The following is a 22,638-nucleotide window of genomic DNA, read 5'->3' on the forward strand; positions in this document are numbered from 1 at the left end:
GGGAATAAAATGAAGCTAACAGAATGGACAATGGAAGAGCAGGAACAGCTGATCCATTTCATGACTACTAATACTTGGCCATATCATGGAAATGCACATCCAGCTAGAGAATTGATCGAAAAAACAATTGAAGAAGGCGGTTATCAATCCGACGAAGTAAAAACGTTTTGGGTGGAAAACGAAGACGGAGAACAGGTTGGTATCGTTAAAATTTATGACTTGCGTGATGAGATTCCTTTATTCGATTTGCGAATTGCAGATGAAGCGCGAGGAAGAGGCTATGGTCCACGTGCATTAAAAATGATAGCTGAATATGTTTTCCAATTACCACAGGCAAAAATTCGTTTAGAAGGACATACAAGACAAGATAATTTTGCTATGCGTAAAACATTTGAACGGGCTGGCTTTGTAAAAGAAGCCCAGCTTCGTCAAGCGTGGTTTTCTCCGAAAGAGGAATCTTATTATGATGCAGTCACGTATGGCATGACAAGAGAGGACTTCTTAAAAGGTACGTCAACACCAGTAAAGTGGGATGATGATTCCCATCCAGAAGTGACTAAAAAGGAAGACTATTCTTTTTCGGAAGAACTTCATACGGAACGGCTAATTATTCGTGCACCTAAAGTAGAGGATGCCGAAGTAGTCTGGAAAGCAATTGTAAGCTCCCATGATGCATTAAAAGAATGGATGCCATGGGCGCAATCGAAGCAAACGCTAGAACAGACTACAACTAATTTGCGGCAAGCGGTTGCGGATTTTATTACAAGAAAAGATTTAAGGCTGCATTTGTTCTTAAAAGAGACAGGAGAGTTTGTAGGTTCCTCGGGCTTACACCGAATCGATTGGAATGTACGAAAATTCGAAATTGGCTATTGGATTGATAGTAAGTTTGAAGGAAAAGGACTAATGACCGAAGCGGTTGAACGGATTACCGAGTTTGCGTTTGAAGAGTTACATGCAAATCGAGTAGAAATTCGTTGTGATAGCGAAAATGTACGAAGCCGCTCTGTTGCAGCAAGGTTATCCTACACATTAGAAGGCACACTTCGCCATGATTCCCTCTCTGCTGATAACAAAAAGTTAAGAGATACTTGCATTTACGCAAAAATAAAGTGAAACTTCAACCAGTGGGGTGCCCGTTAATGCGGGATAAAAGAATAAAACATATTAAAAAAGGTGCTGCCGATTGGCAACACCTTTTTTCTAGAGCGATCGTCTTCCTGTCACAAGTTGAATGACAAAAATAATACCCGCAATGATTAATAGTGTGTGGATAAGTCCACCGCCTATTTTTAATACTAAACCTAATACCCATAGTACGATTAGTATGACGATAATCGTCCATAAAATTTTACCCATATGGAACATCCTTTCCATCAATATATGTTGTTATGTGTTGTTATTAAAAAGTTACCCTTTAAGATGGTGCATTAAACATTTTATCTTACTGGAAAATAGCTCCAATAACCAAACCTGTCTTCATATATCCCCAAAAACGAGCATTAAGTTCCTGAAACTACGGTAGGAAATAGGTCTTGAATTGTGATAGGTAACAGTATGTAGTAAAATGAACAAAGAAGTGATGAAAGGAAGATGTAAATGCCAACACCAAGCATGGAAGACCATATTGAACAAATATATATATTAATCGAGCAGAAAGGATATGCTCGTGTGTCTGACATAGCAGAAGCATTATCGGTATTACCGTCTTCCGTTACAAAAATGGTGCAAAAACTAGATAAAGATGGTTTCTTAATATACGAAAAATATCGTGGTCTAACCCTTACAACAAAAGGTATGAAACTTGGTAAAAAACTAGTGAAACGACATGATTTACTGGAAGACTTTTTGCGATTAATTGGAGTAGAAGAAGAAAATATTTATGCGGATGTTGAAGGTATTGAACATCATTTAAGCTGGAATTCAATCGATCGAATTGCTGATTTGGTTTTATTTTTGGAAGAAAATCCAGAGCTGCAATCGAGACTTATTGCATTAAAAGAAGAAACAAAAGACTAAGAACAAAACCATATAACATGGATATAAGGAGAGCGATACATTTGTCAGAACTAGCATCAGGAGAGATTGTGAAATTACAAGTGACGTCACAAGAGGGATCAAAATGGATTCTTCAGCATAATACAACGGAAATTTCATTGAACGCATCAGAGGCACCAGAAAATTTACAAGTGGATGATACGATTGAGGTATTTTTATTCGTAGATCGAAGAGGAAATTTATCTGCCACAACTGCACTTCCTACTATACAAAAAGGAACTTATGGATGGGCAAAAGTGATTAAGGTTTCTGAAAAAGAAGGTGCTTTTGTGGATATCGGTACTTCCAAAGAAGTGCAAGTAAAAGCAGAGGACTTGCCGAAGATAAAAGAACTTTGGCCAGTAAACGGCGATCATTTATACATGACTCTTCGTACAGACAAAGACGGACAATTATTTGGACGTTTGGCAACAGAGGATCGAGTAGAAGAGCTATATATAGATGCCCCAACTACATTATTCAACCAAAATATTCAGGCAAGACCGTATAGATTATTGCCAATTGGAACTTTCTTACTAAGTGTACCAGAGAACTATCGAATTTTCGTGCATCAATCAGAACGTACAGAAGAGCCAAGACTAGGACAAGATTTAACAGTTCGTATTATCGATACGAAAGAAGATGGCTCTTTGAACGGATCGCTTCTTCCTCGTAATCACGAACGTTTAGGAGACGACGCGGAATCTATCTTCCGCTACTTAAATGATGTAGGTGGTAAAATGCCATTTACAGATAAATCTACACCCGAGGAAATACAAGAAATGTTCTCTATGAGCAAGGCGGCATTCAAGCGGGCGTTAGGAAAGTTAATGAAAGAAGGAAAAATTGTTCAAGCCGATGGTTGGACACAATTGAAATTATAAAGAGATAGGGGTAAAAAGAATCGATTCATTCGGAACTTTTTACTCCTTTTTACGTACTAATGGAAGAGCCAACTGGAAGGGAGTTTGATAAAATGAAAAGGTTTTTGCAAACAATAATGGCTATAGTATTAGTAATAGGAGCATTTATTGCCCCGTCCATTGCACTAGCAGACTCAGATGGATCGACGACCGAAGAAGTGGTAAATGAGAAATTTGGTGCACCCATCGTTGTTTACGGTGGCAATCTAACAGAAGAACAAAAGAATAGTGTAAAAGAAAGCTTAAAAATAACAGATAGCTCTGATATTCAAGAAATTGAAGTAACAGGACAAGATCTAGTAACCTATTTAAAAGATGGAGATGCATCTGCGCGAATGTTTTCTTCTGCTAAGATTACAAGAAAAGATGCAGGAAAAGGGTTAGTCATTAATATTGTTACACCAGATAATATTACAGAAGTAACATCTGAAATGTATGCCAATGCCATGCTGACAGCTGGTATTCAAGATGCAGTTGTTGAAATTGCAGCTCCTAAACCAGTTACTGGTCATTCAGCATTAGTTGGTATATATAAAGCTTATGAAGTAACAGGTGGAAAGCTAGATACGGAGCGTACAGATGTAGCAAATGATGAGTTGTCTGTAGCGACCATTCTTTCAGAAGAAGCAGGTATTGATGAAGCGAAAGTAAGTGAGCTACTTACAGAAATTAAAAAACAAATTGCTGAGCAAAACCCTGTGACGCGAGAAGAAGTAGAAAAAATCGTATCGGAGCAGCTCTCCAAGTTACAAATTGAGCTTTCTGAAAAAGACCGTCAGTTATTAATCGATATTATGGATCGTATTCGTCAATTAGATATCGATTTTAGTAAATGGTCCGATCAGTTAAATGATTTAAGTAAAACAATTGAAGAAAAGGTCGGTAATCTTGTGGATAATGAAGGCTTTTGGCAAAGCGTTAAAAACTTCTTTAATAATTTAATCGATTCTATTCGTTCTCTATTTAACTAAAAAGCACATCCTAATTGTCCATAAGCGACAGTTAGGATGTTTTTATATCTATTTGGATAATATACACAATATACAGGGTTGGGTGCTGTTTAGGGAAACTGCGAGGTAAAGAGATACGGCAAAGGCATTTGATTTCCGCTCCAGGCGGACGCTTACCGCGGGGCGGGCGGTGAGCCTCCTCGTCGCACGCTCCTGCGGGGTCTCACCTGTCCCGCTGATCCCGCAGGTGTCGCCGCCTTGCGCTTCAATCAATAGAACTTGCTGACTAATCCATAATTAAATGCAAAAAAGCTCTTTCATTTATTTACCACTGTCAAGCAGTTCTTATTTAAAATCATTTTATGTACAGTATAAATTATAGGGAAGGTTGCTATTAGCCATTCAAGCAATGGGTCCCAACAATAGATAACAATCGCTTGATAGTATATCTTTTCAACTAATAAAAGGTTTTCACCCATTGAAAATGCAACATAGTACTAAATTTAGTGTCTCATTATGGAGTAATTAGCAAACTCTATTGGATTGTAGCGAAGGGGTGGCGACTCCGACGGGAACAGTACGGGCTGAAAGCCCCGCAGGAGCGAGAGCTCCGAGGAGATGGAAGCCGTGCCCGCGGAAAGCGTCCACCCTGTAGCGGAAATCCCAGTGGACACTTTATTCAACTTACTACCGCACAGTTTCCCTATAATGCTCATATTATTTCCATAGAAAACAGAATATCCTTAAAGACACGTCTGCTTTATTATTTGCATACAAAATAAATCTTTGATATTATATAACTAATATATCTCGAATTCAAGATAAATAAGGAGGACATAAAAATGAAATTAGCGGGTATACACCATGTATCAGCCATTACGGGAGATGCAGATAAAAATCATGATTTCTTTACAAGAATATTAGGAATGCGTTTAGTGAAAAAGAGTGTAAATCAGGATAGTACCTCCTCGTATCATTTGTTTTACGCAGATGCAGTAGGGACACCTGGTACAGATATGACGTACTTTGACATTCCGATGGCAGGCAGAACATATCCTGGAGTATCTAGTATTAGTAATACTGGATTTCGTGTGCAAAGCGATGATGCATTAACATTTTGGAAAGCAAGATTTGAAAAATATGAAGTACCTCACGAACAGATAGTAGAAAAATACGGTAGAAACACGCTTTACTTTGAGGATTTTGAAGGCTCCAGAATGATGCTTGTAGTAGATGATGGCCAAGGGATTCCTTATGGAAAACCATGGGTAAAGGATGAAATCTCTGCTGAAAACGCACTAGTAGGTTTAGGACCAGTTACACTAACAGTAAGAAAATCGGCTGCAACAGAAAAGGTACTTCAAAGTATACTCGGATTTACACTAGCAGGGTCGTATCCATCCAAAATAGAAAATATGCCTGATATTCTTGTATATACTACAGGAGAAGGTGGACCAGCAGGAGAAGTGCATATCGAAACACGCACAGATTTGCCTATTGAACGACCAGGACGTGGAAGCGTCCATCATGTAGCATTTCGTGTACCGTCAATGGAAGATTACCCAAAATGGGAAGAATTACTGCGCTCTCATGGATTTACTACTTCTGGGTTGGTCGATCGCTATTATTTTAAATCTATTTACTTTAGAGAGCCGAACGGTATTTTATACGAATTGGCAACAGATGAACCGGGGTTCGATTCTGATGAACCGATGGAAACCCTTGGAGAAAAACTTGCATTACCGCCTTTTTTAGAACCAAAAAGAGCACAAATAGAAGCCAAGTTGCGTCCGTTGTCAATTAACAAATAAATGTGATAAAATTCAGAAAAGGAGTGGTAGACAATGGATTTTCAATACAAAGAATTAGGCAATGACGTTTTTGCGTACGAGTATACGCAAGAGGGAGAGAAACTTGGAGAGATAACGTGGACATTATTGGGAGACATTATGGTAATGGATCACACTTACGTTTCTGATAAGTTAAGAGGTCAAGGTATAGCAAAAAAACTACTGGATGCTGCCTCTTCCTATGCCCGCCAAAATAATTTGAAAATGGAAGCTGTATGCTCCTATGTTGTAGCAGTCTTCAATAAATCTGATGAATATAATGATGTAAAAGCCTAGTAATACAAAAAGGCAATCCGCTTTATAGATAAGTGGATTGCCTTTTTATTTTTTGTTTATTAAATCTGTGTAAAGAATACCAAAATACCTGTTAATACCGAAGCACCTGCCAATGTGTAAAAGAAATCAGTCTGGTTGAATATCAATTTTTTCTCCATCTAATCATCCCTTCTAGAATAAGTGTTAGTATATAAATACCCAATTACAAAATAATATAAACAGGTTTAACCCAAAAGGTTGCGGGAAGATGAAAAAAGACGAAACTTTTAGGAGCGGTATTCGTAGAATAATTATATTAAAATTTTATGGAGGTTATCTATATGTCACGTACTGGAGAAATAGTTTTAGGAGTAATTAGTGCGGTTTTTACTATTATCGCAATTATAGGAGTATCTATTCTTGTAGTTAGTGGAAGTGCTGCAATTCAAGACGAGTCAGTAAAGTCTGATATACAACAAGAAATCTTGAATGATCCGAATTTTACAGGAGAGGAAGCTGAAATGGTTGTCCAATTTTTGGACGTATTACCAGGAATGTTCAGCACTTTTGGGTGGGGATTTGTTATCGTTCTTGTGATTAGCCTTGTATTGAATATCGTAGGAATTGTTGCTGTTACTAAAAACAAAAAACCGAAGCTTGCAGGTGCTATGTTTATAATAGCTGGACTATTTGCGGGAATTATTTCATTGACTTCGATCTTATTGTACATCGCTGCTATTATGTGTTTTGTTCGAAAAGCACCTGTACAATTCAATGATCAAGAAGAATACTACAAATCAGTATAATTAAAAAACACTAGCTTAGTAAGCTGGTGTTTTTAATAGGTACATGTATTTTGCAGTGGTTAATGGATGACCCTCAAAATATTCGTCAAATTCTTCTAAGCATTCAAATCCAAATTTTTCATAAAAAAACCGAGCTTTTTGATTTGCACCTTCTACATAAACGAATAATTGGCGACCAGTATGCATTTCTTCTAATCCAGCTAGAAGTAGCTTTTTACCGTAGCCAAGCTGTTGATATTCGGGCAATATGTAAATGGCAGTTAGTTCTGCATCACCATCTTCATCTACATATGTAAAGCTTGCAAATCCAACTGGTTGCCCTTTATATTCGGCGATTAAGAAAATAGTTTTTTCCATTCGTTTCGCAAGCATTGTATTCGAATATGCCTTTTCTAGAAAAAGGGATTGTATATTATCAGGGATAATACCCTTATATGTTTCGTTCCAACTGATCTTTGCGATTTGTTGTACAGTTGAAATATCTTCTAACGTCGTCGCCCTAATCATTCGAACTCACCTCTAAATTCTTTTAGTTATCATATCAAAAATACGAACAATCTTCTACCAATAAGTAGAATAAAAATGCTAGCTTTTAATGTTTGGAGAAAAAGATTGAAGTTTAAGCGTTGTAAAAGAGGGTATATATTAACAGGTAATAGAATAAGAAAAACTCGGAGGTAATTTAAATGGCAAAAAACAAATCATTACTATTAGCAGGTCTTGCAGCGGGGGCATATGCCTATTTTAGAAAAAAAGAAAACCGAGATAAAGCAATGGTAGCGTTTAATAATACAAAAGCAAAAGTAAATTCCTTTATGGAAGCTCAGCAACATAATAATTCAGATTTAACTGCAGCCGGTAACCCGGATCCCCAGGATATCCAAGATAACAAAATGGTATCTGAAGGGGCAATGACAAGTGTTCAGTACTATAACGAAGAAGTACAAGACAACACTAAAAAACCTCAAGAAAAAACAAATTAAAAAGTGCCTATTACGGGCACTTTTTAATTTGGCTGATCCTTTACTTTTTAGAGATTAAAATAGATAAACTAGATGTTATGAGTAAAACAATTCCCGTTAGAAAAAAGCCGTCATTGGCAGTTAGCTCTAAATAGCCAGTCACACTCGAGCCAGCTACAACTCCAATAGAGAAAAATGCATAAAAATAACCATATGCTTTGCCTCGGTTAGAAGAATGGGTAGAATCGATTAATAGTGAATTAATAGAAGGGAATAAAAAAGCAAAGCCGACCCCATATAAACCCATCCACATATACATAAACAACAATATCTCCGTTTGTCCTAAAAGCAACATGCTTGTACCCATAAGAGCCATTCCAAAAGCAAGTGTCTTCACTGGTTTTACCTGATCGAAAATACGATTGGTTGGCATAATAAAAATCAGAATTGCGACAAATCCGAAAATACTTAATAGCAAACCGCTAGTTTTTGTATCAAATCCGAGATGTAAAATCTTTAAAGGGAGCATATAAGCTAATACACCTTGCGAAAACATTAAGAAAAATGCTCCTGCAAAAGCTTTTACAAGTCCGGCTTCTTGAAAAAATTGACGAATAGAAATAGTAGAAGTTGACTTGGTAATGGTGGTTTGTCTACGAATTGTAATGGATTTTAAGAGAACAACCGATAAAACGCTTAACAAAAGCATGATGGAAGCCGTAATACTAAGTACAAATACTTCGCTTTTCTTACTGGCAATAATCCCACTCATAGCTGGACCTACTATAGCAGCTAATCCAACAAAGGCACCAGACAGTGCGACACCTTTCCCACGTTTATCACTAGCTGTTTGGTTAGCGGAAAAAGTAAAAGCAGCAGGTACGATAAATCCTGCAACCAAACCGTGGATAAATCGTATGAATAATAATCCAATTGGTTCTGTTACCAAATGATACAAAAATAATGCACCGCTAGTGGCAAACAAACCAAATAATAAAACATAATAGGGTCCTTTTTTATCAGTTAAGACACCAGAAATAACGTTACCAATTGTATTGGCGAAGGAATACATACCTACAACTAAGCCGGTTATAAATGGAGTTGCACCAAGTTTATTAGCATAAGGGCTCATGATCGGCAATTGTGTAAACAGATCAAAAAAGGAGAAAAAGATAATGAGATAAACAAATGAGCGCAATTCAGTTCCTCTTTTCTATATCGAACTATTCCTTATATTAGCATTTAGATGTGATTCACACTAGAAACGGAAAAGAATATTTGGACAGTATAAAAATTTACAGAAGATAATTGAAAAATAGTGGAAAATGACGAAATAAACTATAGTATCAATACAATTATGTTTATATAATAACGAAGGAAATTTATGTGAAAAACTTCACCTATTTTAAGTGATAATATTTTAAACTTCCAGTATAATGATATAAAATGATTCTGTATTCCTAAAGTGCGAATTCCAAAAGTACTAGAAGAAAAGAAAGATGAGGTTTGTATGTATAGCAAAGAGAAAATATTTTTGGAGTATTTCTCCAAGTCTTATAACAAAGAAATGGGAGTCACCAATAGAATTGAAGGTTTAGATCAATTTTTCGAATTAGAGAAGAAGTTATTTCTACATATGTTTTCATATGAAATAGAAGAAGCAAAAGCGGTACTAAGAAAAATGATCGACTTAATTATCGCCAGAACTGGAAAACAAATGATATTAAATGTGAAAAATTACTACATTCAATTAGCATCCATTATGGCGAGAAAGCTTTACGAAAACCAAGTACCTACAGATAAAGTAATGGCCTTTAATATTGCAAGCGTTGATATTATCGATACACAAATGAATGATGCTCAATTTCTCCAATGTGCAGATGAGCTAGTAGAATTTTTTGTTTTAGTAATTACAGAAAGGAAAAAACCTTCCTTCGGTCACCAAACAGTGAATAAAGTAATATTATTTATCAACGACGGGATTGAGACTAGCTTAACGGTGGAAGATATTGCAAATCATTTCAATATTAGTACAAGTCATTTGTCTCGTATATTCAGAGAACATACTGGTGTAACTTTAGTAGAGTATTTAAATATTCGTAAAGTCGAAGAATGCCAATTTTTTTTACGGCACACGAATAAAGCTATTTTGGATATTTCAGATGCATTCCATTTTTGCAACCAAAGTTACTTCACGCGTATTTTTAAAAAGTATACAGGTGTAACACCTAAACAATTTAGAAATCATTTGGAACATCCAACCTTTAAATATGTTTTCCCTAACGAGCCTAAATCACTTTAGATTTGATAAATAGCTTCATAGTGATGTATACTCTGTATAGTTTGATAATTGTAGGTGAATGAATTGAAAAAGAAGATTAGTTTACTTTCTATTCTTGTGTTCGCAGCCCTTGTATTAGGGGGATGTGCAGGAGTAGAAAACAAAGAGGGTACTTTTTACAATATATTTGTTCGACCTTTTGAATTTTTGATACATTTCTTTGGTGAAATGTTCAATGGTAGCTATGGGCTAGCGATTATCGCAATCACAGTTATCATCCGTTTTGCGCTTATGCCATTAATGCTTAGAAACTATAAGCACCAGCAAGGCATGAAAGAAAAAATGGATAAATTGAAGCCAGAAATGGATGAAATTCAAAAGAAATTAAAAGAAACAAAATCTAAAGAAGAACAAATGGCTTTACAGCAAGAAATGATGGGGCTATATCGCAAACATGGTGTAAATCCATTGAATATGGGTTGTTTGCCAATGCTTATTCAAATGCCTATTGTCATGGGATTATACTTTGCTATTTCGCATTCAACAGAGATTAAAGCCCATCCATTTTTATGGTTTAACTTAGGCTCTCCTGATATCGCGATGACACTTATAGCCGGAGCAGTGTATTTCATACAAGCGAAAGTATCATTATGGACAGTACCAGAACAACAAAAGCAACAAATGAAGATGATGATTTATATTTCTCCTATTATGATCATGTTCATCTCGTTCAGCTCAATGGCAGCATTGCCACTTTACTGGGCAGTTGGTGGGCTTTTATTAATATTCCAAACATACTTAGGACGAAAATTCTATTCTAATCATCCAGAGAAAGCGAAAGAATCAGTATAAAAAACGAAGCTTCTATAGCTTCGTTTTTTCTTGTGAGGTGTATGCAATGAAAAGAAATTGGATTTTTGGTGTTTTAATTGTAGGAGCAGCAATTACTGCCTTAGTGTTTATCGTCCTAGGTAATTTAAATTTAGCAGTTTTATTTATGACAGCTATTTTTGCACTTAGTAATGGCTACCGAGCAATCAGTTTTAAAGAAAAAGGATTTCCACGTGAGGCAAAGTGGATGAGGACCATGGCGATTATCTTTACTGTTCTGTTTTTTGTCGTGTTAGGATTAATACTATTTTAAAAATGCGTTTACCTGAGAAAGGTAGACGTATTTTTTAATTAAAGGAAGATAGTCTAGCGAATTATTCAGGAAAAAATGGTAAACTAGAAGTATCGTTAGTGGAAAGAAGGAAGACGAGTACATGAAGTCAAGATATAGTATGTTGCAAAAAAAGAAAAGAAAATGGCCTTATATTGTTTCAGGATCTATTTTAGGCGTTTTAATAGTGGCAGTTGTCGGGTGGATTTGGTGGAATGACTGGGATATAGATAAAAGTATAGCTGCATTAGGAATTTCCCTTAAAACAGAGGAGTCTGTTCCTGTAGAAGAAAAACCTGTAGAAGAACCGGTAGAAGAAGAACCAGTGGTAGAAACCCCAACTGTTGTGGAACCTGAAGTTGATATGTCAGGAGCAAAAGGGTATGTGGGCAACGAAACATTGCCGGCAGAACCAACTTATGTGGAAGGGATATTGATTGCAAGTAAAAAATATCCATTACCATCTACTTATGCACCAGGGGAAAGCAAGGAAGCAAGAGCAGCTTTTGAGGAAATGGCAGCAGAAGCAAAACTTTCTGGTTATGAACTGGTTGCATTTAGTACGTATCGTTCGTTTGAATATCAAACAACTTTATATGAAAAGTATGTAAGTAACGATGGTCAAGAGGCAGCCGATCGCTATAGCGCTAGACCGGGATATTCTGAGCATCAAACAGGACTTGCTTTCGATATAGGAGAAAAGCATTTTGAACAACATTTTGCTAGAGAGAGCTTCGGAGAAACAGAAGCTGGCAAATGGGTGGCTGCCAACGCCTATAAATATGGTTTTATCATGCGCTATCCAAATGGAAAAGAAAAAATTACTGGTTATATGTACGAACCATGGCATTTCCGATATGTAGGTAAAGAGCTTGCCCCAAAGGTTTTTGAAGCAGGAATAACGTTAGAAGAATATTTCAACTTATAAATGAAAAGAGGTTTCCGACTTTGGAAACCTCTTTTTTATAATATTGGAGATAGCAATCGAGCAAGTGATTCTTTAAACTTAATCATTTTAGTACGTTCCTCGTAAATCTCCCACGTCATCTCCGTTGATATTTTCATATCCTCTTCGAAAATTTCAGCTAGCTTATGAGAAGTTTCCCGATCATAAATAAATGCATTCACTTCAAAATTCAACTTAAAACTTCGAACGTCAATATTAGCTGTCCCTACAGTAGACGCTTCATCATCAATTACAATCATTTTTGTATGCAAAAAGCCATTTTCGTAAATGTAAATTTTTGCTCCAGCTTTTATTAGTTCTCCAACATACGAGTAAGTAGCCCAATAAACAAAAATATGGTCTGGTTTGTTTGGAATCATGATCCGCACATCGATACCTGATAAGCAGGCAATACGTAATGTGTCCATAAAACTAGCATCCGGGATAAAGTATGGAGTTTGGATATAAATATACCTTTTAGCCATCATGATTAACTTTAAGTATCCATTTTTAATTTGTTCCCATTCGGAATCCGGACCGCTCGAAACGATTTGCAAACCGACAGAACCTTTTAAAGGGATAGCCGGGAAAAAAATATCGGAGTACTCGATATCATGTTCAGCAGAAGCCTGGTTCCAATCCAGTATAAAACGTGTTTGGAGCGGATGGACGGAGCTCCCCTCAATGCGTAAATGTGTATCTCGCCAATATCCAAACTTTTTGTTTAATCCTAAATACTCATCCCCCACATTAAATCCACCTATATAGCCAATACGGCCATCAATCACGACAATTTTTCGGTGATTTCGATAATTCATCCGAGGATTAATGAGAGGTAAAATGGCAGGAAAGAAAGCTTCCACCCTTCCACCCAATTCAATTAGTTCTTTAAAATGTCTTTTCCTTAAGGAACGGGATCCTGTATCATCGTATAATATTCGAACCTTTACCCCTTGTTTTGCTTTTGCTAAAAGCATTTGGTAAATCTTCTGCCCGAGGTTGTCTAAACGAAAGATATAATACTGAATATGAATATGATCTTTCGCATTTTCTAAATCATGTAAGAGGGCATCGAATTTTTTACGACCATCCGTGAAGATTTCTACATCGTTGTCTTGTGTTAAGACTGCGTGGTTATTGTGCAAATGCATAATAATAAGCTCTTTATAGTGACTAGCATCATCTAGGCGGAAATCGAATGAGTCATCCTCTATTGCTTCCATTTGGAATTCGATCAGCTTATCAATTCCGATTTTGTTTTTTCCTTCCCATCGAAACAAATGCTTTTTACGTAACTTTCTTCCAAATAACAAATATATACCAAATCCTACGATAGGGATAAAAAACAGAATCATAATCCAAGCCCATGTGGAAGAAGCGTCCCGCCTTTCCAAAAATATTAATGCAATAGCAAGGAAAATATTTAAAATAAGAATGCCAGAAACGAGTAGGCTATAAACGCTTGCTGCCATAGTAACACCCCCTAAAGTGAAGTTTATCTTCAGTATAGCCGATTTAACGAAAAGAAAGAAGAAAAGCAAATATCTACTACAATTTGGCGTAATCGCGACATCTATTGAATTGCACCAGATGCTTAGAAAAATAATACCCTTACCGCTGGATATATTAAACTACATCTACCTTCCTTTTGAAGGGAATAGGAAGTTTGTATTCCTTAAATGTTCAATTTAGTTAAAAACCCACTTGACCAATAGGAATAAAAGAATTATTATATGTTAAGAGTTAAATAGGGAGGTATTTGAGGTGGATTTATTATTCATTATTCTTAACGTGATAGCCTTATTGGTTTTCGTTGGAATATTAATCATAATGCAAAAGAAACATGTTTCATTTTCGAAAAGAGTATTTACAGCGTTAGGACTAGGGATTGCTTTAGGCTTAGCACTTAACTTTATTTACGGAGCAACTTCAGAGGTATTAGCCGACTCTGTACTATGGTATAACCTAATTGGAACAGGTTATGTGAAGCTTCTTCAAATGATTGTAATGCCATTAGTATTTATCTCAATTTTGGGGGCATTCACGAAAATTACTATTGGTAAAAACTTCGGGAAAATGGCGGCAATCATTTTAAGCATTTTAATCGGTACGACAGCAATAGCTGCACTTGTAGGGATAGGCTCAGCGGCGATATTTGATTTGAATGCAGATCAAATTGTACAAGGAGATGCAGAATCAGCTCGTGCAGAATATTATGAAGGCCGCTCGGCGGAAGTAGCAGATAAAACGCTTCCTGATCAAATCATTGAATTGCTTCCTGCAAATCCATTTTTAGATTTCACAGGAGCACGTTCTACATCTACTATCGCGGTAGTTATTTTTGCGGCATTTTTAGGATTCGCCTATTTAGGGGTTTCGCGTAGAGATAAAGATAATGCAACCATTATTAAAAAGGGTATTGATGCAGTTTATGCACTTGTCATGAGTGTAGTGAAAATTGTATTACGTTTAACGCCATACGGAATTTTAGCAATTATGGCAAGAACAGTAGCAACCTCTGATTTTGGGGCAATATTCAACTTAGGTAAGTTTGTAGTAGCTTCTTACGTAGCACTTGCAGTAGTGTTTGGCATGCACTTGCTAATTATTTTGTTATCTGGACTAAATCCAATAACTTATTTGAAAAAAGCAGCAGAGCCATTACTTTTTGCATTTACATCACGTTCAAGCGCAGGGACATTACCTATTAATATTAATACACAAACAAACAAATTAGGTGTATCAGAAGGAGTAGCTAACTTCTCAGGATCATTTGGTTTGTCTATAGGACAAAACGGATGTGCTGGTATATATCCAGCAATGCTTGCATTTATGATTACACCATCACAAGGGATTAATCCATTAGATCCGATGTTCATCTTAACGGTGGTAGCAGTTGTTGCGATCAGTTCATTTGGGGTTGCAGGTGTAGGGGGCGGAGCAACATTTGCCGCAATTCTAGTACTATCTGCTTTAAATTTACCAGTTGCTTTAGCTGGTTTACTCGTTTCAGTAGAACCATTAATCGATATGGGTCGTACAGCAGTAAACGTAAGTGGTTCGATGACAGCAGGAGTTACTACAGCAAAAATTACCGGTGAGTTAGATAAAGACGTATATAACGCACCGTTAGAAACACAATCAGTAGAAGCTTAATAGAAATATGAAAAGCCGTCCTTTCGAGGGCGGCTTTTCTGTGTTTTATTGTGTATCTCTGGCATTCGAGAACGTTCTGCAACAATATGTCTAAGCTAGTACGTTAGATTTATCGGCACCTCATGTGCAGTATAGGGGAAACTGCGTCGTAAAGAGATACGGCAAAGGCAATTGATTTCCGCTCCAGGCGGACGCTTACCGCGGGGCGGGCGGTGAGCCTTCTCGTCGCACGCTCCTGCGGGGTATCACCTGTCCCGCTGATCCCGCAGGTGTCGCCGCCTTGCGCTTACATCAATAGAACTTGCTGACTAATCCATAATTAAATGCAAAAAAGCTCTTTAATTTATTTACCACTGTCAAGCTGTTTCTCATTTAAAATCATTTTATGTGCAGTACAAATTATAGGGAAGGTTGCTATTAGCCATTCAAGCAATGGGTCCCAACAATTGCTAGATAGTATATCTTTTCAACTAATCAAAGGTTTTCACCCATAGAAAATGCAACATCGTACTAAATTTAGTGTCTCATTATGGAGTAAATAGCATACTCTATTGGATTGTAGTGAAGGGGTGGCGACTCCGACGGGAACAGTACGAGCTGAAAGCCCCGCAGGAGCGAGAGCTCCGAGGAGATTGAAGCCGTGCCCGCGGAAAGCGTCCACCCTGAAGCGGAAATCCAAGCGTCCACTTCATTCAACTCACTACCGCACAGTATCCCTAAACTGCAAGTCACCTACATTTTTGTCCAGCCCTTCCTAAATAATTTCCTTACACTTTACATAGATTTAACATACGGATTTTCAATATTAGGAAAATAGTTTGCTATAATTTAACTAAATATGCATAACAAGGAGTTGGATAAATGCTACAAGCGATTGATCTTCACAAGAAATTCAAAACAAAAGAAGCGGTTCGTAAAGTTAATATGCAACTGGAGGCAGGAGAATCTGTTGGGCTACTCGGTCCAAATGGTGCTGGTAAATCTACAACTATTTCCATGCTTTCTTCTTTAATTATGCCGACAAATGGAGAGGTGTTATGGAATAACGTATCCGTTAATAAAAACCCAGAGGCTCTCCGTAAAGCGCTCGGTGTCGTACCACAAGAAATAGCATTGTATCCAGAGCTCTCTGCAAAAGAAAACTTACACTTTTTTGGACGTATTTATGGATTGAAAGGACAATTGCTCGTAGAACGCACGGAAGAAATTTTACAGAAAATCGGTTTGACTGACCGCAAGAACGATATAGTGAAAACCTTTTCTGGGGGTATGAAGCGTCGTTTAAATATTGGAGCAGCTCTTTTACATAATCCATCTATATTAATTATGGACGAACCGACAGTTGGGATTGACCCCCAATCAAGAGCGTATATTTTAGATACTGTCAAGCAGCTCGTTGAAGAAGGCATGACATTACTTTATACAAGCCACTATATGGAAGAAGTGGAGCTTCTCTGTGACAAGATTTATATTATGGACCAAGGTGAAATTATAGCGTATGGAACAAAAGAAACATTAAAATCGCTTGTATCGGACAATCAAACTATCGAATTAAAAGCGCATATTCTATCACAGAAATTCGAGGAGGCGCTAAAAAAGTATTTTCCAACTGCTAATATTCGCAAAGAAGATGAAATACTTTTGATTACAATGCCTCAAAACGAAGAGCCACTGGCGACTATATTTGCAATTGCTGCAAAAAATGCAGTGACTATTACTTCTGCGATTGTGAAAGTTCCTTCCCTGGAAGATGTATTTTTACATTTGACAGGCAGAGCATTGAGAGATTAGGGGGGAGAATCTGAGATGCTATTTAGTTTAATTGGAAAACAGATGAAAATGTTGCTGCGTAACAAACAGCCGCTTATTATTTTGCTAGTGATGCCTGTTGTGCTCATTACCATCCTTTCTACTGCTCTTGCTAGTGTGATGAATAGTGAGGAAGAAGCAGCTATTCAGGCTAAATTTGTCCTAATAGATGAGTCGAGCTGGGAGCAGGAAGAGGCTTCTATTAAAAGGTTTTTGGAAGAAGAGGGAGTTAGCGGACCTGCTCTGGAGGCCTTACTTCAAGTTTTCAAGGGCAACGATCCTATTCACATTTTAGAAGAATCTATTTTTGGCTCGGAAGATATTAGTAAATATATTTCAAAGGAAAATAGGCAATTTGCTGAACTCGATATTCTTAGAAAAGACAAAGAAATCGATGGCATCTTATTAATTCCTGCAGACTTTCGCTTTAATTACATAAAATCAGCTTATTTTGATGAACAGGAAACACCTGATATGGATTTGTTTTTAAGCCAAGAAAATGGAATACGCGCTTCGATTATCCAATCGGTGCTAGATGAGTGGCAAACTGGTTTTACTAAATCGCTTGCTTTAACGAAAGTAGGAATTTCAGCTGACGAAGTAATGCTGAATGGGCAAGCGGTTGAAAGAATAGAACAGTCGTTACAAGGAAGTGAGCGAAAAATTCCTGCTTCGATTTATTACACAGTTGGAATGCTTGTGATGTTTGCTCTTTATATACCGACATTTTTGGCTGGTTTCGCTTTGCAAGAAGTACAGTGGAAAGTATACGATCGAATCCTCTTAGCAGGTGTACCCGCCACACTATATGCTTTTTCTATTTTTATAACGGGAATGATTATTGCACTGATGCAGCAAGTCATCATCCTACTTTACGGTAAATTTGTGTTAGGGATTGACTGGATTGGTTTAGAGGGAATGGCTTTAATCGCGTTAAGCTATAGTTTATTTATCGGAGGGCTTTCTGCATTACTTACAACCTTACAACTACGAACGAAGTCAGAGGGAGTTGCTAATATATTCAGTGGTTTAGTAGTTTCCATATTCGCTTTTTTAGGAGGTTCGTTTTTTAACATAGGGGACGTCTCTAGTCTCCTTGCAAATATAGGGAGTTTTACCCCTAATGGAGCAACAATGAGCGCTATTTTAGCAATTCAAAAAGGACAATTATTAGAAGTCATTTGGTTTTATATGTTCACTTTGTATGGATGGTTTGTTATTTGTATATTGCTATCCATTGTTTTATTTCCAAAAAGAGGGGTGACATCGTGAAAGGAATATGGCTCGCAAGACTGCAAAACTTGAAACGAAAACCTCTCGTTCTTATTTCAATGACGGTTATGACTATTATTTTTGCGTATATATTAAGCGGTGGCGTCGGTAGTAGTATAACTTTATTAGTTGCGACGGATGACACGGACATGAGTAATAAGGTTTTGGAAAGGCTACAACATGAGGATGATTATTCTATAACCGTTTTATCAGAAGCAGAATTGCAAGAAGTGATGAAGGAAAAGAGGGACAAAATCGGCTTACAGCTTCAGGAAAAAACGTATTCTGTTTTAGTAGATATCGAATCAGACGTCGTAAGAATGCTTTCTCTTGAAGTAGTAACTATCTATAACGAGCTTGCCTTTCAAGAACAGATAATTACCAATGCTGGAGAGAGTAAGTGGGAAGAAGTAGAGGAAAGCATGGCGGAAGAACCATCATTTCTATTGAAAAAGTCTTCCATGGATGAGTCCCAAGTATTTAGATATGACGGGGCCCTTCAAAGTCTTTTTGGGTTCATGCTCTATTTTGTCTTTTATACAATTTCGATCAACGTCCAGTTTATATTAGAGGATAAACGAACAGGAATATGGAATCGTTTGAAGCTTGCATCTATAAGTAGATTTCAATTGTATTTCGGTCATTTATCATTTAGTTATCTTATTGGACTTATACAAATGCTGTTAGTCATTTTCTTGTTTCGCTTCATCATTGGTACAAATATGTACGGTGGGTTCTGGAAAGTGGTCGTTATTTCTAGTGTGTATGTATTACTCGTCATGGCGTTTTCATTGTTTATTATCTCACTTGTGAAAACCGTTAGTCAGAGCAGCGTTATTATTTCTTTACTTGCTGTGGCCTTTGCAATGATTGGTGGGGCATACTGGCCGCTAGAAATCGTTCAATCAGAAGGACTGCTTGCGTTGAAGTGGATATCTCCTATTTATTACGGAATGGAAGCTTTAAAAAGAGTTACCATTTATGGGGAAACTTTAGGTGGAGTCTTTTCGTATATATGTATGATGATACTTTTAGCTATATTGCTAATCGTGATTGGTATTACTTTACTAGAAAAAAGGACAGAACGATACCATTCTAGTGAATAGATAGGGGTGTTTGGGATGTACTGGTGTAAAATTGCAAGGACAGAAAAAGAATTTGAAGCGATTGCTAGACTAAATTATCAAACGTTTGTAGAAGAAATTCCACAGCATGAACCAGATCCAAGTGGAATGAGGATAGATCCATTTCATCATGAAAACGTGTATGTCATTGTGCTTAAGGATCAAGAGCTCGCAGGGATGGTTGCATTTCGTGCAGTCCGTCCTTTTTCCTTAGATTTAAAGCTTGGACCAGTAGAGGATTTGCTTCCAGAAGATGCGCTTAACGGACTGTTGTGTGAAGTGCGTCTAATGGCAGTCGATAAAGCTCATCGGAATGGACGAGTATTTTACTATTTAGCGCGTGCATTATCTGATTATGCGTATGAGAACGGATACGGGGCGGCTGTTATATCTGGGACTATTCGTGAACAAAAGTTATATAATCAGCTAGGTTTTGAACCTTTTGCAGAAACAGTCGGGACAGGGGATGCCCTTTTCGTCCCAATGGTGCTGACAAGAGAGCGATTTGACCGTTCCGTTGCTGCTCGTTTTAAGCAAAAAAGATATTCGTTTTATCCAGGGCCTGTTCAACCAACGGAACTGATTCAACAGGCATTTTTAGAAAAACCGATATCCCATCGCTCGCATGCATTTGAAGTGATGCTTGAACGAGTAAAAAATGAACTTTTGAAGATGAGCGAGGCAAAGTATGTACATCTTTTAGCTGGAAGTGGGACACTTGCAAACGAAGCCATGATTGCCCAATTATATGTATTAGGAGAGAAGGGGCTAATACTTACAAATGGTGCATTTGGAGAACGCTTGGAAAAACAAGCCAGCCGATGGGGGCTTGCTTTTGAGGTACAAGCCTATGAGTGGGGAACATCATTTGATAGGATGGAAATTGAAAAAGAACTTGCAACTGGTAACTATAGCTGGTTATTAATGACGCATGGGGAAACTTCTACGGGAATGTTGAATGATATCGAAGCATTCGCTAATATATGTAAAAAGTATAATGTGCTGCTTTGTGCAGATTGTGTAAGTTCTTTTGGCGCGTTGCCATTTTCAATGGCTGGCGTGTATTTAGCTACTGGTGTCAGTGGAAAAGCTTTAGGAACAATGAGTGGTTTAGCATTCGTCTTTTCTAACTCGGAAATTGTGACGAGCGATAACATTCCGGCTTATTTAGATATTGGTCTAACAGCTAGTCAAACGACTCCCTTTACGATGTCCTCCCAGCTTGTACAAAGTTTGGAGAATGCCCTGAAAGCCTATGAAAAAGGTGTAAGATATACACTTTTACAAAATCGGATGAAGTTTATCGAGGAAGAAGTGAAGAAGCAGCAAATCCTATTATTAGCGAATGATCATTACCCAATGATTATTACTTGGCAGGAAAAAGTCTTTCCTCATTTAGCCGAGGATGCACGAATGTCGGGCTTCGATCTTCATTATAAAAGTGATTATTTAGTAGAACGAGGACTGCTACAGGTTTCATGTATTCAACCAGATTTTGAAGATGCTTGGTCGAAGTTTACAAATTGGCTGGATAATTATCGGGCATACCATACAAAGTAAATGATGATTGAAAAAATAATAGATCGTCTTAAATAAAAAGTGTTGTCTCCCAGTCAGTTTTGATGGGGAGACGACACTTTTTTATAAATTTCTTCGATATATTTTTTATATGGTGTGTCTGGCATTTCACGAATATTATCCAAAGCAACTTGTACTGCTTCCATTGCCTTCTCCTGCTGATCTAACTCTAGGTAGCATAAAGCTATATAGGCATCTTTTTCATAGAAGATGGATAAATCGATAGGATGATGAAGAACATCTGGAATGACAACCTCCTGTAATTTATCAATAGCCTGCTCATATTGCTCCAAACCGTATAATATTTTTCCTTTTTCTAGCAAGAAAAACGGCGTGAATAATTTTTTGTTTATACCTTTAATTGAAAGTGCATTGAATAAATGATTTGCTTCTTCATACATTTTTTTATAAGAATTTAAGTAATGGATTTCCGCGTAATAAGTGAAGATTTTCGAATCCTCGTCATCGGCAAATTCACTATATGCAAGAAGCTTGTTTAGATAATACTCCTTTTTTATCTCATCCTCTGCCATCATCGCTTGTGCAGCAGCTAATCTATATAAATTATCCACTTGTTTAAATATTTTATGTTTGTTCGAATAATGAATTGCCTTTTCCATTACTCGAATAGCTTCTTCGTATTTGCCAACAGCAAAATATAAAGTAGCTTCTAAATAGTCGTAGTCCAACCGAGAAAGGGGATCTATCCATAACGGATTTGCTTCCAATTTTCCACGTTCTGCAAGAAGTATGTCCAGTGACTCCTGGTATTGGTGCTTTCGATATGGAATTACTGCAAGGGATGTCCCAATATCTGCCCGTTTCGTAGTTAAGTTTAATTGCTCATACATTACTGCAACTTGTTTTAATAGATCCTCGGAATCACTATTATTAGTAAAAGCTAAACAGCGACTGTACATTTCAAGTAAACGAGCAGCTTCATATCCCTGTGTAAGCTTAGGTACATAAGGTTTTACTAATTCTATCAATTGCTCATGCTCATTTGTTAGATCTTCATAATTGGTGCTAAAAAGAATTTCTGCTTTTTCCAGTATATCCCTTAATTCGAGGTTGCTGACCTCTTCTAAAAGATTCGTCACATCCACATTTAGTCGTTCTGCTATATAATTCAAGCTCTCCATGGAGGGGTTTGCTTTGTTGTTTTCGATTAAACTAAGCATTCCTTTTGTGAGCTCTGTGCCCGCAAGAGTTTCTAGTGTCATCTTTTGTTGTTTTCTTAGTTTGCGAATTCGCTCTCCTAAGGTTGACATGTTATACACCTCATTTTATCTCGCATTAACGGGCAGTAAGACTCCCACTTCAAATTTAAGAAAAGCAAAAAGCTAAGTGGGATATCCACTGCTGGCATGCGCCCGATTGGTTTAACTATCAATCAGTGGGGGCGAATTACCCCTTGATTGAAGTTTTATCTTATTAGTTTAATTATATTAAACTTTTAATTGAAATGGAAGGGATGCTATGCTATTATTTGTTTAATTAAATTAAACATTTCAAAGGGGAAATGAA

At 37.2% G+C, this 22,638-nt stretch carries 22 protein-coding genes; 17 read left to right on the forward strand and 5 right to left on the reverse strand.

What is annotated here, in order from left to right:
- Positions 1-9 precede the first annotated feature (9 nt).
- Complete coding sequence (locus tag FG382_RS13520; RefSeq protein WP_142539416.1) at positions 10-1,116, forward strand: GNAT family N-acetyltransferase; 1,107 nt, start codon at positions 10-12, stop codon at positions 1,114-1,116.
- A gap of 87 nt (positions 1,117-1,203) precedes the next feature.
- On the opposite strand, the gene FG382_RS13525 is transcribed toward FG382_RS13520, so the two are convergent.
- Entirely contained in the window at positions 1,204-1,359 is a 156-nt protein-coding gene (locus FG382_RS13525) for a lmo0937 family membrane protein (protein ID WP_142539417.1), read from the reverse strand.
- Positions 1,360-1,599: 240 nt separating this feature from the next.
- Here FG382_RS13525 and mntR point away from each other — a divergent pair, with 240 nt between their 5' ends.
- The 6 genes from mntR to FG382_RS13560 all read left to right on the forward strand — a co-directional run bounded on the left by mntR (position 1,600) and on the right by FG382_RS13560 (position 6,821).
- A complete protein-coding gene (gene mntR, locus FG382_RS13530; RefSeq protein WP_142539418.1) occupies positions 1,600-2,019 on the forward strand; it encodes a transcriptional regulator MntR in 420 nt (139 codons plus the stop codon).
- A gap of 41 nt (positions 2,020-2,060) precedes the next feature.
- The gene (locus FG382_RS13535; RefSeq protein ID WP_142539419.1) at positions 2,061-2,921 is read left to right on the forward strand and encodes a CvfB family protein; all 861 of its coding nucleotides are present in this window, start codon (positions 2,061-2,063) and stop codon (positions 2,919-2,921) included.
- A gap of 92 nt (positions 2,922-3,013) precedes the next feature.
- The gene (locus FG382_RS13540; RefSeq protein ID WP_142539420.1) at positions 3,014-3,931 is read left to right on the forward strand and encodes a DUF1002 domain-containing protein; all 918 of its coding nucleotides are present in this window, start codon (positions 3,014-3,016) and stop codon (positions 3,929-3,931) included.
- A gap of 821 nt (positions 3,932-4,752) precedes the next feature.
- Positions 4,753-5,721: a ring-cleaving dioxygenase gene (locus FG382_RS13550; protein ID WP_142539422.1), complete on the forward strand. Its 969-nt coding sequence runs from the start codon at positions 4,753-4,755 to the stop codon at positions 5,719-5,721.
- A gap of 33 nt (positions 5,722-5,754) precedes the next feature.
- On the forward strand, positions 5,755-6,036 hold the full coding sequence (locus tag FG382_RS13555) for a GNAT family N-acetyltransferase (RefSeq protein ID WP_142539423.1): 282 nt from the start codon (positions 5,755-5,757) through the stop codon (positions 6,034-6,036).
- A 320-nt stretch (positions 6,037-6,356) separates the two neighbouring features.
- Entirely contained in the window at positions 6,357-6,821 is a 465-nt protein-coding gene (locus FG382_RS13560) for a DUF4064 domain-containing protein (RefSeq protein ID WP_170206515.1), read from the forward strand.
- A gap of 15 nt (positions 6,822-6,836) precedes the next feature.
- Here the strand turns inward: FG382_RS13560 and FG382_RS13565 are convergent, their stop codons facing one another.
- Entirely contained in the window at positions 6,837-7,328 is a 492-nt protein-coding gene (locus tag FG382_RS13565; RefSeq protein WP_142539425.1) for a GNAT family N-acetyltransferase, read from the reverse strand.
- Between the two features lie 179 nt (positions 7,329-7,507).
- On the opposite strand from FG382_RS13565, the gene FG382_RS13570 reads away from it, so the two are divergent.
- Positions 7,508-7,804, forward strand: coding sequence for a hypothetical protein (locus tag FG382_RS13570; protein ID WP_142539426.1), 297 nt, complete (start codon positions 7,508-7,510; stop codon positions 7,802-7,804).
- A 40-nt stretch (positions 7,805-7,844) separates the two neighbouring features.
- On the opposite strand, the gene FG382_RS13575 is transcribed toward FG382_RS13570, so the two are convergent.
- Positions 7,845-8,981 carry an MFS transporter gene (locus FG382_RS13575; protein WP_142539427.1) on the reverse strand — a complete coding sequence of 379 codons (1,137 nt, stop codon included), beginning with the start codon at positions 8,979-8,981 and terminating at the stop codon, positions 7,845-7,847.
- Positions 8,982-9,293: 312 nt separating this feature from the next.
- Between FG382_RS13575 and FG382_RS13580 the strand changes: the two genes are divergently transcribed.
- The 4 genes from FG382_RS13580 (at position 9,294) to FG382_RS13595 (ending at position 12,154) form a co-directional block, all read left to right on the forward strand.
- Positions 9,294-10,085, forward strand: coding sequence for a helix-turn-helix transcriptional regulator (locus FG382_RS13580; RefSeq protein WP_142539428.1), 792 nt, complete (start codon positions 9,294-9,296; stop codon positions 10,083-10,085).
- A gap of 63 nt (positions 10,086-10,148) precedes the next feature.
- Complete coding sequence (gene yidC / locus FG382_RS13585; RefSeq protein ID WP_142539429.1) at positions 10,149-10,916, forward strand: membrane protein insertase YidC; 768 nt, start codon at positions 10,149-10,151, stop codon at positions 10,914-10,916.
- A 46-nt stretch (positions 10,917-10,962) separates the two neighbouring features.
- Positions 10,963-11,208 carry a hypothetical protein gene (locus tag FG382_RS13590; protein ID WP_142539430.1) on the forward strand — a complete coding sequence of 82 codons (246 nt, stop codon included), beginning with the start codon at positions 10,963-10,965 and terminating at the stop codon, positions 11,206-11,208.
- A gap of 121 nt (positions 11,209-11,329) precedes the next feature.
- The gene (locus FG382_RS13595; RefSeq protein ID WP_142539431.1) at positions 11,330-12,154 is read left to right on the forward strand and encodes a M15 family metallopeptidase; all 825 of its coding nucleotides are present in this window, start codon (positions 11,330-11,332) and stop codon (positions 12,152-12,154) included.
- Between the two features lie 35 nt (positions 12,155-12,189).
- Here FG382_RS13595 and cls read toward each other — a convergent pair whose 3' ends face one another.
- Positions 12,190-13,644 (reverse strand): cardiolipin synthase, encoded by a 1,455-nt coding sequence (cls, locus tag FG382_RS13600; RefSeq protein ID WP_142539432.1) that lies wholly within the window; start codon positions 13,642-13,644, stop codon positions 12,190-12,192.
- Between the two features lie 358 nt (positions 13,645-14,002).
- Here cls and FG382_RS13605 point away from each other — a divergent pair, with 358 nt between their 5' ends.
- The 5 genes from FG382_RS13605 (at position 14,003) to FG382_RS13625 (ending at position 21,093) form a co-directional block, all read left to right on the forward strand.
- Entirely contained in the window at positions 14,003-15,328 is a 1,326-nt protein-coding gene (locus tag FG382_RS13605; protein ID WP_170206519.1) for an L-cystine transporter, read from the forward strand.
- 861 nt (positions 15,329-16,189) lie between these two features.
- On the forward strand, positions 16,190-17,119 hold the full coding sequence (locus FG382_RS13610; protein ID WP_142539434.1) for an ABC transporter ATP-binding protein: 930 nt from the start codon (positions 16,190-16,192) through the stop codon (positions 17,117-17,119).
- A gap of 15 nt (positions 17,120-17,134) precedes the next feature.
- Entirely contained in the window at positions 17,135-18,409 is a 1,275-nt protein-coding gene (locus FG382_RS13615) for an ABC transporter permease (RefSeq protein ID WP_142539435.1), read from the forward strand.
- Entirely contained in the window at positions 18,406-19,515 is a 1,110-nt protein-coding gene (locus FG382_RS13620; RefSeq protein ID WP_170206516.1) for an ABC transporter permease, read from the forward strand. Before FG382_RS13615 ends, FG382_RS13620 begins: the two co-directional genes overlap by 4 nt.
- Before the next feature lie 15 nt (positions 19,516-19,530).
- Entirely contained in the window at positions 19,531-21,093 is a 1,563-nt protein-coding gene (locus FG382_RS13625) for an aminotransferase class V-fold PLP-dependent enzyme (protein ID WP_142539437.1), read from the forward strand.
- Positions 21,094-21,146: 53 nt separating this feature from the next.
- On the opposite strand, the gene FG382_RS13630 is transcribed toward FG382_RS13625, so the two are convergent.
- Positions 21,147-22,382 carry a helix-turn-helix domain-containing protein gene (locus FG382_RS13630; protein WP_142539438.1) on the reverse strand — a complete coding sequence of 412 codons (1,236 nt, stop codon included), beginning with the start codon at positions 22,380-22,382 and terminating at the stop codon, positions 21,147-21,149.
- Positions 22,383-22,638: the final 256 nt, after the last annotated feature.

The sequence above is a fragment of the Psychrobacillus lasiicapitis genome, assembly GCF_006861795.1.
GTDB lineage: Bacteria > Bacillota > Bacilli > Bacillales_A > Planococcaceae > Psychrobacillus > Psychrobacillus lasiicapitis.